Source organism: Flavobacteriales bacterium (assembly GCA_016713875.1).
Lineage (GTDB): Bacteria > Bacteroidota > Bacteroidia > Flavobacteriales_F > PHOS-HE28 > PHOS-HE28.
Window position 1 is genome coordinate 241,273 of record JADJOI010000002.1, and the last position, 16,878, is coordinate 258,150.

Genomic DNA, 16,878 nt, shown 5'->3' on the forward strand with positions numbered 1-16,878 from the left:
CCGCGGCGGTCCGATCCGGCGTGCCTCCGTCACGGGTTTTCGGGGTCAGCCCTGTTCATTACGCCGCCACCGTGCCGAGCGCGCCATCCAGCGCGTTGCGGAGGGCTGCGGCCAGGGCGCGCACGTGCGGTTCCTTGATCACGCTGTAATGGTCGCCGGGCACGGCGCGCACCTCCACGCCACCCTTCACCAAGGCGTTCCATCCCAGGTCGGCGGGGCCGGGGGAGCCCTGTGCCCGCAGCAGCAGGACGTTCCCCTCGTACGGACCGGGGGCATAGGCCCGGGTGGCCTTTCCGTAGGTGTCGATGATGTGGAAGTGCCGGAGGGCGGGCGGGATCGTTGTTCCACGGCGCAGATGGCGGGCGACCAGCCGGCGCATCACCCAGCGCTTCAGGGGCATGTGCAGGCGTTCCTCGGCGGTGGCGCTGCGAAGGCCGTCGGCCGGGGCGTAGGTGTCGAACAACACCAGCAGGGGAACGGTCTCGCCCAGGGTCTTCAGCTGCCGGGCCATCTCGTAGGCGACGATGCCGCCGAAACTGTATCCGCCGATCACGTAGGGTCCATGCGGCCGTGCAGCGCGAAGTTCCTTGAGGTAGGTGGCGGCGATGTCCTCCACAGTGGTGTGCTCGATGGCCTGTCCGTCCTCGCCCTGATGCCCGAAGCCAAAGAACGGCTGGTCCTCGCCGAGCAGATCCGGCAGGTACACGTGGGCCTCGTCGCCCTGAACGCAGAAGAGGGGCATGCGCGATCCGCCCGGACGGATCGCCGACAGGTGCCTCCACTCCGTGGGGCCTGTGGCCTCGCCATCCAGGGTGTTGGCGAGCTCGGCGATCGTGGGCGCCTGGAAGAGCGTGCGGATGGGCAGGCGCCGTCCCGTGCGCTTCTCCACCTGTGCGAAGAGCTGGATGCCCAGCAGCGAATGGCCGCCGAGCGAGAAGAAGTTGTCGTGCACCCCCACCTCGTCCAGTTTCAGCACGCGGCACCAGAGCTCGGCCAGCAGGCGCTCCGACGCGCTGCGGGGTGCGACGAACGCGGAGCGCCGCACCGCTTCCACGGCCGGTGGAGGAAGACGCAGGCGGTCGGGTTTGCCGGCCGCCGTCAGCGGCATGCGTGCGATCGGGTTCACCGTCGAGGGCACCAGCGCTTCCGGGAGGCGCGGCTTCACATGGGCAAGGACCTCGGCGGCGAAGGCGGCGCGACGGGCATCGTCCTGCACCACGGCCGGATCGCGGGGGACCACGTAGAGATGCAGGTGCTTGTCGCCGCCGGGTGCGTCGAGGGCCAGCACGGTGCGGTCGGCCACGGAGGGCAGGTCGTTGATGGCGGCTTCGAGCTCACCGGGCTCCACGCGCTGGCCGCGCACCTTCACTTGGTCGTCGCTGCGGCCCACGAAGGCGATGGCGCCATCGGCGCGCCAGCGCACCAGATCGCCCGTGCGGTAGAGCCGCGCCATCGGGTCGGAGGAGAAGGGGTCGGCCACGAAGCGCTCGGCTGTCAGCTCCGGTCGGTCCCAATAGCCCAAGGCGACGCCGGGGCCGCCCAGCCACAATTCGCCCTTCCGCCCCACGCCCACGGGACGACGCTGGGGATCGAGCACATGCACTGTGACGTTGCGCATGGGCCGGCCGATCGGTACCGGAGCATCCAGCTCGGACCGGTCGTTCACCGTGAAGGTGGTGCTCATCACGGACACTTCCGTGGGGCCGTAGCCGTTCACCAGCACGCCGGGGCCCACGATGTTGAAGGCTGCGCGCGCCTGGGCCAGAGGAAGTACGTCACCGCCGACCATCAGGTGGCGTACGCCCTTGAGGGCATCCGGTTCCTCCTCCACCAGCAGTTTGAACAGACCCGAGGAGGTGACCAGGGTGTTGACGCCCTGCCAGCGGAGGGCCTCCGCGATCTCCGTGATGCTGGGGCGCTCGGAGGTGCCGATCACCAGCGTTCCGCCATGAAGAAGCGCGCCCATGATGCTGATCTGGCAGGCGTCGAAGGAGATGCTCAGGTGGTGGTGGAACACCAGGTCCGGGCCGAGGTCGAAGTAGTCCTGGTCCTTCACCAGACGTGCGATCCCGCGGTGCGGCACCACCACACCCTTCGGTGTACCGGTCGATCCCGAGGTGTGGATGAGGTAGACCGGGTCATCGGGACCGGTGCGGAACTCCGGCCGCCGATGGCGCACCGGGAGTTCCGCGCTGCGCTCGAGGTCGATCACCGGAAGGCCGATGTCCGTCATGAGGTCCTTGGTGGATGGGTCGGCGAGCAGCAGCCCCGGGCGTGCATCGTTCATCAGCAGGCGAAGGCGCTCGGTCGGGAGCCCGGGATCGAGGGGGACGAAGGCGGCACCGCTGCGCACGATGGCCAGCAGTCCGACGAATAGCTCCGGCGTCGACCGGGCGCAGAGCCCGACCCGATGGCCGGGACCGGCGCCGAGCTCGATGAGATGCGCCGCAAGGGTGTCCACACGGTCGCGGAGCGTGGCATAGGTCATGGACCTGTCGCCATGCACAAGGGCCACGCGGTCGGCATGGGCCCGCGCGGCGTGGTCGAACATCCGGTCCACGGTGAGGGCGGCGTCCAGCGGGTGCAGCTGACCATGCCAGACGGCGGGCACGGCGTGCTCGCCGGATTCCAGCTGCTGTTGGATCGACGCCTCGGACGAGGCGCAGATGCGGTGCATCAGGGCGATGAGGTCAGCGCACCACCGGTGGATGGTGGCATGGTCGAACAGGTCGGTGTTGAAGGTCCACTCCAGCACCAGGTCGTTGCCACCGCCGGCCACGTTGAGGGTGAGCTCGAACTGTTCGTAGGCACGGGGCTCGCTGCTGAACCGATGGCGCAGACCGCTGAACGCCACTCCGTCGTCCATGTTCATGTCCACGTTGAAGATCACCGGCACCAGCGGCACGCGCCCCGGTGGGCGGGGCACGTTCAGCTCCTGTAGCAGGTCGCTGAAGGTGAAGCGCTGATGATCGAAAGCGTCAAGCACCTCGCTGCGCCTACGCTTCACATGGGCGCTGAAGGGTTCCTGGGGGTCGATCCTGGCGCGCAGGGGCAGGAGGGACACGCAATGCCCGGCCAGCCTGATCATGCCCATGTCGCTCTGGCCCGCGGCGGGCAGGCCGATGACCAGGTCGTGCTGCTCGGTGATGCGTGCAAGGAGGACCTCGAAGCAGGAGAGCAGGGTGGTGACGAAGGTGGCGCCGCAGCGCGTGGCCAGCTGCCGCAGCTCCTGGGCCAAGGCGGGCGCGAGCGGCACATCGATCCTGTCCGCGGCGAAGGTGCGCTGAGCACCGCGGGGCCGGTCGGTCGGCAGGTCCACCATCGGGATGTCCAGTGCGTACAGGTCTTTCCAGTAGGCTCGGACCCGGTCCCCATCCGCGGTGCGCTGGAAGTCGTTCAGCGCTTGAGCATAGGTGCTGTACGCGTCTGGAGCAGGAATGACAGCGGCGGACGGGTCGAGCCGGGCGTTGTACAACAGGCTGAGGTCGGCCATCAGGACGCCCAGGCTCCAGCCATCGCAAACGGCATGGTGCCCTACGATGCGCAACCGGTGCCGGTCCTCGCCGAGCCGTAGCAGTACGAAACGGAAGAGCGGCCCGGTCAGCAGATCGAACGGGCGTCGCATCAGGTCGGCATCCAGCCGACGGAGCAGCGCCGACCGCTCCCCTTCCTCCATGCCGCGCAGGTCATGCACATCGAAGGGGATCTGCAAGGCCTCCAGGACGAGCGCCTGTTGACCGTTGCTGTCGAACACGGTACGTAGTGCTTCGTGCCGAACGCCCAGCTCGGCGACCGCGGCGCGCAGGGTCGCCGCATCGAGCGGCCCGTCCAGCGCCAGGCTCACGGATTCATTGTAGGCACAGGAGGCTTCGTCGCTCAACTGGGAGGCGGTCCACACCTCGCGCTGCGGACCGGTGGTGGGGTAGGCCAACACCACGCTGGGTCCCGTGAAGGGATCGTGTTCGGTGTGCAGGAGGCGGATCTCGGGAACGAACTTCTCCATGTGCGGATGCCGGAACCTTGGCGGTGCTGCTGCGGTCAGTCTTCTTCGATCATCAGGTACTTGCCCTGGCGCTCGGGGTCCGCCACGAACCAAGCCGCATCACCCTTCGGAGTGCGACCCAGGCGGGCTCCGGGCACCGGGGGCTTCCCGGCCACCAGCAACCGCTCATGCGCGGGGCGGATCAGTCCGCCCAGCACGCTGTTCACCGTGGGGATGGGATAGGTGCGCTCCGGCATGAAGCCGCTTTCGCGCAGCTCCTTGCAGGTCTTCTCCACCGCGCTGATGATGAACTCGATGTCCGCCGCGGTGTGCGCCGTGGTGATGAAGTGCGGGAAGTCGAGCACGTGCACGCCGTGGTAGCGCATCAGCATGAAGAAGAGCTCGGTGTAATTGACGCTCTCGTCGTACTTCGTCTTGAAGGCACTACCGAAGTTCACCCAGCGGTAGGGGAGCTGGTATTGATCGAAGAGACCGTTCACGCGAGCGACCATGTCCTCGGTCATGGTGTTGAGGCGCTCCTGCAGGGCTGGCCCTTCGTCCTTCATATGCACCAGCGCGGCCTTCATGGCGGCAAGCGTCAGCGGGTGTCGTACGAAGGTGCCGGCGAAGTAGGTCACACCCGCGGGTGGCACGCTGTCGTCGCCATACTGCCAGTGGCCGCCGTCGAGCGCGTCCATCCATTCGCTCTTGCCGATCATGGCGCCCACGGGCATGCCACCACCGATCACCTTGCCATAGGTGCCGATGTCGGCCTGGATGCCGAAGAGCGCCTGCGTGCCGTTCGGGTGCGTGCGGAATCCGGTGATCACCTCGTCGAAGATGAGCGCGGCGCCGTTCTCCTGCGTGATGCGGCGCACCTCGCGGAGGAAGTCCACCGGACGGAACTCCATGCGGCGGCTCTGCACCGGTTCCACCAGGACGGCTGCCGCTTCATGACAACGCTGCTTGATGATCTCCAGGCTCTCCGGCGTGCCGTAGTCGAGCACCAGCATGTTCTGCACCGCCTCGGGCATGATGCCGGGCGCGCCGGGATAGCTCTTCTTGCTCTTGCTGCCGCGGATGATCACTTCATCGTTGATGCCGTGGTAGCTGCCGCTGAAGGAGATGATCAGGCTGCGGCCGGTCACCGTGCGGGCCATGCGCATCGCGCCAAGCACTGCTTCGGATCCGGTGTTGCACACTGCTGCACGTTCAGCGCCGGTGAGTTCGCACAGCAGCTTCGAGACTTCCGCCGCGAGCGGATGCATAGGGCCGATCTCGATGCCCGTATCCAGTTGCTTGTGGCAGGCTTCCTTGATGAAGTCGGGCATGTAGCCGAACATCGAGCTGCCGAAGCCGCTCAGGATGTCCACGTACTCATTGCCATCAATGTCCCACAGGTGGCAGCCGCTGCTCTTGTCCACCACCACTTGGTAGATGAGCTCCTTGGTCTGCGGCTTGAAACCGGTGACCACGCGCGGGTCGGCCATCGGCTTGCGGTTCTCCTGCGTGAAGGCCTTGCTCTTCGCGGTCCTCGCGATGTAGCGTTTGCTGAAAGCGTCGAACCACGCGCGCTGCTGCGGCGTCATGTCGTCCACCTTCTCCTTGCTGATGCGCGCCTGTGCACCGAAGACCTTTTTCAGTTCCGGAGCGTCTTCCAGGGCATTCACTGCAGGAGAAGCTGTTGAGGCCGTGGAGCTGCTTGTTGCACCTGCGCCTGCGCCTGCCCCTGCATTCGACCAATGCGGCAGGATGTGGTCCGCCAGCTTGTCCAGGTTCGGCAGCTCCTCGTTCAACTGACGGAACGAGATCTTCACGCCGAACTTCTTGCTGAGCGAGGTTGCCACCTGAGTCAGGAAGAGCGAGTCGAGACCCATCTCCAGGAAGGTCTCCTCGTTGCTCGCTTCGGCCAGTTCAAGGCCTGAGCTTTCCTCCAGCAGGTGCTTGATCTGCGCGATCAGCGATTCCTTCGGCGAGAGGTTCGCATCGCCGCTGTTCGGAACAGGCGCCTCGATGGCGGTGCTCGCAATGGCGCGACCACCATCGGCCACCATCGCCACCGGATCAACCCAGTGACGAACGCGCTCGAAGGCATACGTCGGCATGCTGATCCTGCGGCGCTCTTCACGCTCGTAGAAATTGTTCCAGTCGATGAGCACACCGCTCTGCCACAGGCCACCCACGGCCTTCATCAGTTGCGTAAGCTCATTGCCGTTGCCCGCGGAATCGCCCAGCGAGGGCACGGCCGCTTGTTTCTTGTTGTCGGTGCTTTGCTGGCGCGCCAGGGTGGTGGCCGTTGTGCGCGGGCCTACTTCGAGCATCACGCGATCGGCATCCTGCCACGCGAACTTCACAGCTTGTGCGAATCGCACCGTGGCGCGCAGGTGATCGCTCCAGTACTTCGGTGAGGTCGCCTCGTCGTCCTTCAGCCATTCGGCAGTGACCGTGCTCACGATGGGGATACGCGGCGCGCTGAGCTTCACGCTCTCCACCACCTGCTTGTACGGCGCCACGATGGAATCCATCATGGGGCTGTGGAAGGCGTGGCTGGTCACGAGCAGTTTGCAGGTGATGCCGTCCTTCTCCAACTCGGCTTGCAGCTTGGCGATCGCTTCATGCGGACCGCTGGCCACGCACAACTGCGGACCATTGTTCGCGGCAATGCTGCAACCAGCAGGAAGGCGCTTGGTGATGTCTTCTTCCGCTGCGCGCACGCTGAGCATGCTGCCACCAGGCAGGCCCTGCATCATGCGGCCGCGGTTGGCCACGAGCTTCACGGCGTCCTCCAGCGAGAACACACCAGCAAGACAAGCCGCAGCGAACTCGCCGATGCTGTGGCCCATCATCGCGTCGGGCACAATGCCCCAGTGCATCCACAGCTTCGCGAGGCTGTAATGCATGGTGAAGAGCGAAGCCTGTGTGTAGATGGTCTGCTTCAGTTGCTCGGCGGCCTGTTCTTTTTCACCGGTGTTCGGGAAAATGATGTCGCGCAGCGAGGTGCCGAATTCCTTCGAGAAGAGCTCGCAGCAACGGTCGAAGTGCTGTTTGAAGACGGGTTCGCTCTCGCAGAGGTCGCGGCCCATGTTCACGTACTGCGAGCCCTGGCCGGGGAACATGAAGACCACGCCGGGCGCGGCTTCGTGAAGTTCGCGCGTGCCGATGAGCTGCGCGTCCTTGTTCGCGATGGCCTCGATCACTTCACCATGACTTCCGCCCACGATGAGGCGGCGATGCTTGAAGTGGCGACGACCGACTTGCAACGTGTAGGCCGCATCCGCCAAGGAAGCTTTCGGATGCGTTTCGAGCCATGTGCGGAGATTGTCCGTCATGGCATCGAGACTAGCCTTGCTCTTCGCGCTGAGCAGAAACAGTTGCTTGCTACGCGATGCGCTGGAAGCCTTGGCGACCGGCGGCTCGGCGAGGATCACGTGCGCGTTCGTTCCGCCCACGCCGAACGATGAAACGCCGGCGATACGAAGTGTCGCTGTGCGCGGCCAGGCGATGTTGTCCTGCGCCACACGGAACGGCGAGTTCGCGAAGTCGATCGCGGGATTCGGTTTCTCGAAGCCGATACTGGCCGGGATGTTCTCCTCCTTCAGCGCCAGCGCGGTCTTGATCACGCCTGCGGCACCGGCGGCGGCCGTCAGGTGGCCGATGTTGGACTTGATGGATCCAATTGCGCAATGCTGCGCGGGGCGCGCATCATCGGGCGACGAATTCGTCGCCTCTACGGCGTTGCCGCTGCGAAACGCCAGCGTCAACGCCTCCACCTCAATGGGATCCCCCAACGGCGTTGCCGTGCCATGCGCCTCCACATAGGTGATCTGGTCGGGCGTAACACCGGCATCAGCCTGCGCCATGGCGATCACTTCGGCCTGTCCGCGCACGCTGGGTGCCGTGAAGCTGGCTTTATCGCTGCCGTCGTTGTTCAGCGCGGCGCCCTTGATGGTCGCGTAGATGTGGTCGTTATCGCGGATCGCATCGTCGAGGCGCTTGAGGACGATGATCCCGACACCATCGCTGAACGATGTGCCCTTGCCTTGTGCGTCGAAGGTGCGTGTGCTGCCATCGGGGCTGTACATGCCGCCTTCGTTGTACACGATGCCGCTGTTGATCGGAGCGGTGATCGCGATGCCTCCGGCCAGCGCCATATCGCACTCGCCATCGCGCAGCGCCTTGAACGCCTGGGCGATCGCAACGAGCGAGGTGCTGCACGCGGTGTGGATGCTCAACGCCGGGCCGCGCAGGTCGAACTCGAACGCGAGGCGCGTGGCGATGTAGTCCTTTTCGTTCGCGGTCATCACCGCGAAGTCGCCGACCTGCTCGATGAGCTCGGGATGGCCGATGACGTTGCGCGTGAAGTAGGTGTTGTTGCCCATGCCCGCGTACACGCCGATGAGGCCAGCGAACTGCGCGGGGTCGTAAGCGGCATCCTCCAATGCGGCCCAGGCGGTCTCGAGGAACACGCGTTGCTGCGGATCCATCAGCGCGGCCACCTTGGGGTTCACACCGAAGAAGCCTGCGTCGAACTTGTCGGCATCGGCGATCACGCCGCGCGCCTTCACATAGTATTCGTCGTTGCGTAGTTCATCGGGAACGCTTGGGTCGATCTCGTCGGCGGTCCAGGTGCTGATGCTGTTCTTCTTGGCGAGCAGGTTCTTCCAAAGCTCTTCAACGTTAGCCGCGCCGGGGAATCGGCCTGACATGCCGATGATGGCGACATCCCGCTTTTCGGGCGAGACATGTCTCGCCCCTAAGCGGGCTTGCGCCATCTCGGCGGGTGATACTGCGCTTGCGTCCCCTTCAAGGAATGCCGCGCATGCCTTGATCGTCGGATGCTGATAGAGCTTCACGATGGGCAGCTTCAGGCCGTGGCCTTCGAGCTGCGCGACGCACTGGATGCTCAAGAGGGAGTTGCCGCCGAGGTCGAAGAAGTTGTCGTCGATGCCCACGCGGTCGATGCCGAGCAGATCGGCCCAGACGTTGGCGAGGGTCTTCTGCACGCTGGTCGTCGGTGCAACGAAGGCCACATCGAGGTCCGGGCGCTTCACGTCCGGCGCGGGCAGTGCCTTGCGATCGATCTTGCCGCTGGGTGTACGCGGCAGCTCCTTCACGGCCACGAAGGCGGAAGGCTGCATGTAGTCGGGGAGGAGGGAAGCGAGGTGCTTGCGCAGTTCGTTCGTGCTGAGCTCGCGTTTTGCGACGTAGTAACCGATCAAGTGCTTCAGGCCAGGACGGTCCTCGCGCACGGTGGCCACGGCCTGCTCCACCGCAGGGTGTTTCTCCATGGCTACTTCCACTTCGCCCAATTCGATGCGGTAACCACGCACCTTCACCTGACCGTCGATGCGGCCTTTGTAGTCGATCTCGCCGTTCGGTAGTTCAGCCGCGCGGTCGCCGGTCTTGTACATGCGGCCCCCGTTGATGAACGGATCGGCGAGGAAACGCTCTGCCGTCAGGTCACCACGACCGATGTAGCCGGTTGCCACGCACGCGCCGCCGAGGTAGAGCTCGCCTTCTTCTCCCTTCTTCACGGGCTTCATCTGCTCATCGAGCACGTAGAGCTTCACGTGGTCGATGGCGCTGCCGATGTTGGGCAGCGCAGGCCAGGTGGACGGGTCGCCCTTCAACTCCAGCTCGCTCACCACGTGGCCTTCGGTGGGGCCGTACTGGTTGCAGAAACGGCAGCCGGGCAACTGTTTGAAAAGGTTCGCGATGGCGGGCGTGATCTTCAGTTGCTCGCCGCTGGTGAAGACCTCCTTCAATGAGGAAGGCACTTCGCCGGTGCGTTCAACCGCTTCAGCCAAGTATTGCAGCGCCACGAAGGGCACGATGATGCGGTTGATCCCCTGCGCGATGATCTTGCGCAGGAGTTGCGTGCTGTTCAGGCGGTCCTCATCGGTGATCAAGACGAGCATGCCTCCCTGTGCGAACGTGGTGAAGATCTCCTGGAAGCTCACATCGAAGCTGATGGGAGCGAACTGCAACGTGCGATCCCCCTCTTTGCACACGCTGGTGCGCAGCTGCCACTGGATCAGGTTGGTGAGCGGTGCGTGGTGCATGGCCACGCCCTTGGGCCGGCCGGTGCTGCCGCTGGTGAAGAGCACGTAGAGCAGGTCCTCGGCCTTGGCCGGACAGGGACCTTCGAAGAGCGGACCGTTCTTCAGGTCGATGTCATCGATGAGCAGCACCTTGGCCTGCGTGCCTTTGAACAGATGCTGATGCGCCTTGCTGGTGATCACCACCGGCGGCTTGGCATCCTCGACCATGCCGGCGATGCGTTCGGCGGGGTAGGCGGGGTCGATGGGCACGTAGGCGGCACCGGCCTTCACGACGCCGAGGACGGAGATGATGAGCTCCGGGGACCGGTCGAGGCAGAGGCCGACCGTGGCACCAGGACCCGCACCGTGGCGGGCGATCCGGTCGGCCAACCGCGCTGCGAACGCCCCGACCTCGACTGCAGTGAGGGTCTGGTCTTCTGAGGCGAGCGCGGGTCGTTCGGGGTGGGCGTGAAACGCGTCGAGGATGCGGTCGATGATCGTGCGGTAGCGGTCAGTGGGCATCGGTGGTCGGGTTCGGGAGGGTGCTGTACGAAGCAGGCGGTATACGTGCAGCCCTGGGTTCGAGTTCGGTCGGGCTACAGACCTACAGGATCAGGCGGTTAGGTGGGTTCCGTGGCGGGGTCGTCCGACCGGTGGAGCAAAGATCGGCTTTCGTCGGCCGAATCTCCCGATCCATCGAATTGGCTGGTGGATACGACTTAGCGCGTGCCAGTTTCGTCGAACTTCGCGGCGTTTTTCCCGCCCGTAGGGCGGAGATATCCACATGAGCCGGTTGAGCGCGATGCATCGGACAGGGTCAGGCCACAAGGTGACCGGGGACCGCCATATGAGCGCTCAACGACTGATGGTCAGGGTATTGTGTGTGATCATCGGCCTTTGGACCACTGTTCAGTCCAGCCCGGCCCAGACGAATGGGGAGAACCGTTCGGTTCAGCTTTGGGCGACGGTGACCTCCAGCCCGGCCAGCATCACGCTGAATTGGAAGTCCCACCCGAACACCACCGGGTTCACCGTCTTCCGGAAGCTGAAGGGCGGCACCAGCTGGGGCAGCTCGATCGCGTCCCTTGGGAGCACGGCCACCCAGTACGTCGACAACGGGGTGCAGGCCAACACGTCCTACGAGTACAAGGTGGTGCGCACCACCTCCAACCTCGGCAGCGGTTACGGCTACGTGAACGCGGGCATCCAGCTCGAAATGGTCGAGTTCCGAGGCAAGGTGGTCCTCGTCGTGGATAACACCTTCACCGGCAGCCTGTCCGCGCAATTGACCCAGTTGCAGAACGACCTGGAGGGCGAAGGCTGGAAGGTGGTACGGCACGACGTGAGCCGCACGGCGGCCGTCACGGCGGTGAAGTCGCTGATCCAGGGGACCTACGCGGCCGACCCCACGAACGTGAAGGCTGTGCTGCTGGTGGGGCATGTTCCCGTTCCACGCAGCGGCGCGCTGGCGCCCGACGGGCATAGTGACCACTACGGGGCCTGGAGCGCCGACGCCTACTACGGGGAGATGAACGGTTCCTGGACCGACAACTCCACCAACACCGCCACCGCTGCCTGGACCTTGAACCACAATGTGCCCGGAGATGGCCGCTTCGATCAGACCACGATCCCCACTGCGGTGGAACTGGCCGTGGGCCGCGTTGACATGAGCGACCTGCCCGACATCGGGCTGAGCGAGACCACCCTGTTGTCGAACTACCTCACCAAACTGCACAACTGGAAGGTGAAGGCGCTCACGGCCGAAGTGAAGGGGTTGGTGGACGACAACTTCACGGGCTACTCGGAAGCCTTCTCGCAGAACGGGTGGCGCGGCTTCGGTCCGCTCGTGCACCCGAACAACGTGGCCGCCGCCGACTACTTCGGCACGATGGCCACGCAGAGCCGCCTGTTCAGCTATGGCTGTGGCGGGGGCTGGTTCAATAGCTCCAACGGGGTGGGCAACACCGCGCAGTTCGGCACCACGCAGGTGAGGACGATCTTCACCTTCCTCTTCGGCAGCTACTTCGGCGATTTCGATACCCAGGACAATTTCCTGCGCGCTCCTCTGGCTTCCGGGCATGCGCTCACCAGCGCGTGGGCCGGGTTCCCCAACTGGTTCATCCATCACATGGGGATGGGCGAGACCATCGGCTACAGCCTGTTGCTGGCGCAGAACAACAGCACCAACCACTACGAGCCCACGAACGGGCAGACCTCGCGGGTGCACATGGCCCTGATGGGTGACCCCACCTTGCGGATGCATGTAGTGGCCCCGGTCGGCCAGGTGAACTGCGCCCAGACCAGCGGCACCACCGCAGGCATCACCTGGACGGCCTCGGCCGATGCGGTGATCGGATACCATGTGTACCGCTATGATGCGAACGCACAGAGCTGGTTGCGCCGGACGAGCACCCCGGTCACCGCCACGAGCTTCACGGACAACATCACCGGGCTGTCCGGGACCGTGCGGTACATGGTGCGCGCCCTGAAGCTCGAGGTGAGCCACAGCGGGAGCTACTACAACCTGAGCCTCGGCATCGTGGGCACCCTGAGCATCGCCGGTCAGGTGGCGGATTGCCTCGGCGTGGTGGGCGGAAGTGCGTTGCCAGGCACGTCCTGCAACGACAACAACGCGAACACGATCAACGACACCTGGACCAGTGCCTGTCAATGCCTGGGCCAGCTGCCTGCGGATTGCCTTGGCGTTCCGGGAGGCAGCGCGTTGCCGGGCACTCCTTGCAGCGATGGCAATGCGTGCACCACGGGGGATGTGTGGACCAGCAACTGCCAGTGCGTCGGCACCCCCATCGTCTGCAACGACAACAACCCCTGCACCAACGACCAGTGCAGCAATGGCGTCTGCGTGTTCAGCGCGGTGCCGGACAGCGACGGGGACGGGATCTGCAACGCGACGGACAACTGTCCGAACACCCCAGGGCAGGTGGGCAGCGCATGCAACGACAACAACCCCTGCACGACGAACGATGTGCTGAACGCGAGCTGCCAGTGCGCAGGCACGCCCAGCCCCGACAGCGATGGCGACGGCGTGTGCAATGCCCAGGACAACTGTCCGAACACCCCGGGTCAGGTGGGTAGCGCGTGCAACGACAACAACCCATGCACGACCAACGATGTGTTGAACGCGAACTGCCAATGCACGGGCACACCGCTGCCGGACAGCGACGGTGATGGCATCTGCAACGCGCAGGACAACTGCCCGAACACACCGGGGCAGGTGGGCAGTGCGTGCAACGACGGGAATGCCCAGACCGTGAACGATGTGCTGAACGCCGCCTGCCAGTGCGTGGGCCTGCCCCTCAACCTGGACTGCCTGGGCGTGCCCAATGGCGGTGCTGTGCCCGGCACGCCGTGCAATGATGGCAATGCCTGCACGACCGGCGATACGTGGAACAGCAGCTGCCAGTGCGTGGGCGTTCCGGTGGTCTGTGACGACGGGAACCCCTGCACGAACCAGCAATGCCTGGGTGGTACATGCATCTTCATCCCCATCCCGGACAGTGATGGTGACGGGCTCTGTAACGCCATCGATCCCTGCCCGGCATTGCCAGGTGTGCCTGGAACCCCCTGTGATGACGGGGATCCCACGACGGGGGAAGATGCGATCACGGCCGATTGCGGATGTGCGGGCCTTCCGATCGACTGCAATGGCGTCCCTGGCGGAGGTGCCGTGGTGGACCTGTGCGGCGTGTGCGGCGGCACGAACGACTGCTTCGATGCGCTGGTCTGCTACACGGCAGGCGGTACAAGCGACCCGGATGCGGAGCAGGCCGTGAACGGCAACATCTACCACGACGTCGGCTCGCTCGACCTGGTGTACGACAGCGAGCCCACCCATTGGCGCGGCAACCAGCTCATCGGCATCCGGTTCGAAGGGGTCGAGGTGCCGGTGGGCGCCACCGTCGTGGCCGCGAGCCTGCAGCTCACCGCGCGCACCAACGATAACGTGGACCCTTGCCAGCTGACGGTACGCGCCGAAGCGGTGGCCAACGCCGCCCCCATCGGGTGGACCCAGTTCGAGCTGACCTCGCGCACCCCGACGGCAGCGTCGGCGGCCTGGTCGCCGCAGGCCTGGCTCACGGCCGATGAGGACGGCCTTGCGCAGCGGAGCCCTGACCTCACCGCCGTGGTCCAGGAGGTGATCACCCGACCGGGATGGCAGAGCAACAACGCGATGCTGATCATGATCGAGGGCACCGGGGGGCGCTCGGCATACAGCTGGAACCAGGACCCTTCCAAGGCCCCTCGGCTCTGCATCGCTTACGTGGAAGCGCCCCCCCCCGTGCCCGATTGCCAGGGGGTCCTGAACGGGCCTGACCTGCCGGGCACCCCGTGCGACGACGGTGACCCCGGAACGGGCGATGATAGCTGGGACACGAACTGCGTCTGTTCAGGCCAGGTGATCGACTGCGTCGGTGTGCCGGGTGGTGGTGCCTTGCCCGGAGCGCCCTGCGATGATGGAGAGGCGGGCACGATGAACGACGTGTGGGACACGGATTGCTCCTGCGCTGGTCAGGTCATCGATTGCACCGGTGTGCCCGGTGGTCCCGCACTCCCCGGAGCACCATGTGACGATGGACTGGTGCTGACCACAGGCGATGTGTGGGGTGCGGACTGCACGTGCGCAGGCAGCCCTACGGGTCTTGACTGCACGAACACCCCCGGAGGCCCGGCCCTGCCAGGTACGCCGTGCGACGACGGGGATCCGTTGTCCGTGAACGATACCTGGTCGGCCGGCTGTCAGTGCTCGGGTGTGCTGGTCGATTGCCTGGGCGTGGCGGGAGGCCTTGCACTGCCTGGGGCCGCGTGCGATGATGGCGATCCGCTCACCGGTGCGGATTCCTGGGGGGGGGACTGCATCTGCGCCGGGCTTGTGTTGGATTGCCTCGGGCAACCCGGCGGCAGCGCTCAGCAGGGCACGCCGTGCGATGACGGAGACCCGGACACCGGGAACGACGCGTACGACGGCTCGTGCCAGTGCGTCGGTGTACCCTTGGATTGCCTTGGTGTGCCGGGCGGTGCGGCGACCATCGGGAGTCCGTGTGATGATGGCGACCCGGGTTCCGGGGACGACACGTGGACCACGGGTTGTGACTGTGTGGGCCAGGTGATCGACTGCCTGGGCCAGGTGGGCGGCCCGGTGCTCCCGGGCACACCGTGCGATGACGGTGATACCGGAACTGGGGATGACGTGTATGACGCGAACTGCACCTGTGCAGGCCTTCCGTTCGACTGCACGGGGCAGCCCGGTGGGAATGCGGTCCCGGGCGTCGGCTGCGACGACGGCGATGCCACCACGGGGGCCGATGTGTGGAACGTGGACTGCATCTGTGCCGGCCTTCCGCTGGACTGCGCCGGTGTGCCCGGAGGAGGTGCCTTGGCGGGCACTCCGTGCGATGATGGCGACGCGACCACCGGCGATGACCGGTACGGGCCGAACTGCATCTGTGCCGGACTTCCCTACGATTGTCAAGGTACGCCTGGTGGTGGTGCACTGCCCGGCACGGCCTGCGATGACAACGACGCCGCGACCGGCGATGACCGATGGACGACCGACTGCACCTGCCTGGGGCAGCTGCTCGATTGCGCTCATGTGCCCGGGGGCGCGGCCTTGCCGGGCACGCCATGCGACGATGGCGATCCAGGTACGGGAAATGATACGTGGGCGACGGACTGCACCTGCGCCGGGGCGCTCATCGATTGCCTGGGCATTCCTGGGGGCGCGGCACTTCCCGGTTCCCCGTGTGATGATGGCGACCCGGACACCGGGGACGATCAATGGGGGACGGGGTGCACGTGCGCCGGCCTTCCGATCGATTGTGCGGGTGTGCCGGGCGGCCCCGCCTGGCCGGGCGTATTCTGCGACGACGGCAACGCGAACACGGGCAACGATCAATGGACCAGCGCCTGTATCTGTGTCGGCGAGGCATACGATTGCACCGGGGTCGCCGGAGGGACCGCCTTGCCCGGGGTGGGCTGTGACGATGGTGATGAAGGCACGATCGGCGACACATGGTCTTCGGCCTGCGAGTGCATCGGCATCGCGGTGGACTGCGCCGGAGTGCCGGGAGGTGTGGCCTTCATCGATGCCTGCGGGGTCTGCGCGGGGGGGACCACGGGCGTGTCGCCCGATCCGGATGACGACCTCGACGGCGTGCTCGATTGTGACGATAACTGCCCGGGCCTGCAGAACAGCGCTCAGTTCGACCTGGACAACGATGGCCTGGGGGATGCCTGCGACAACTGCCCATGGGTGTTCAACCCCGGTCAGGAAGACAGCGATGGTGACGGCGTGGGGGATCCCTGCGAGGTGATCTCCGTTCCCGAGCACCCCGATGGGGTCATCGGCATCCTGGTGCATCCCAACCCCACGAGCGGACAGGTCCGGTTCGACTGGGAGGGCCCGCGCCCCGACCGCTTGGTGGTATACGACGTGCTCGGCTCCAGCGTGATGGTGCTGCCGTATGCGCCCGTGACGGACCTCTCCGCACTGGCCATGGGGACCTATGTGGTGGAGCTTCAGGACGGGCAGGGGCGCTCCATGGCCCGCGCTCGCGTGGTCCGCAACTGAGCGACCTGCTGCGGTCCTGGCCGATCGGCCGGGCCTGGCGCCGTTCGACGCCCCTATTCCTCGGAAGATCATTGGGTTGTGAGACCTCTTGGCCGGTTGCGTCCGGCTGGGCTGAGCGCTGCCCGGCCTCAGCGCGGATGCGATCGGCGCCGTAGCGGGTGATGAGTTGGCCCGACGGCGGTCATGGAGGTCTGCCGGCTCATCGTCGGTGGTCCGACGCTCGTCGATTCAGGATGACCGCCGGGAGGGACATCAACGTAACCCGG

Annotated in this window: 3 protein-coding genes; 1 reads left to right on the plus strand and 2 read right to left on the minus strand. The window is 65.6% G+C overall.

The window, feature by feature from the left end; genetic code table 11:
- Positions 1-58: 58 nt before the first annotated feature.
- Both IPJ87_01195 and IPJ87_01200 read right to left on the minus strand, forming a co-directional pair.
- Complete coding sequence (locus tag IPJ87_01195; GenBank protein MBK7940492.1) at positions 59-4,003, minus strand: amino acid adenylation domain-containing protein; 3,945 nt, start codon at positions 4,001-4,003, stop codon at positions 59-61.
- A 35-nt stretch (positions 4,004-4,038) separates the two neighbouring features.
- Positions 4,039-10,545 carry an amino acid adenylation domain-containing protein gene (locus tag IPJ87_01200; GenBank protein MBK7940493.1) on the minus strand — a complete coding sequence of 2,169 codons (6,507 nt, stop codon included), beginning with the start codon at positions 10,543-10,545 and terminating at the stop codon, positions 4,039-4,041.
- 445 nt (positions 10,546-10,990) lie between these two features.
- Here IPJ87_01200 and IPJ87_01205 point away from each other — a divergent pair, with 445 nt between their 5' ends.
- Positions 10,991-16,612: a thrombospondin type 3 repeat-containing protein gene (locus tag IPJ87_01205; GenBank protein ID MBK7940494.1), complete on the plus strand. Its 5,622-nt coding sequence runs from the start codon at positions 10,991-10,993 to the stop codon at positions 16,610-16,612.
- Positions 16,613-16,878: the final 266 nt, after the last annotated feature.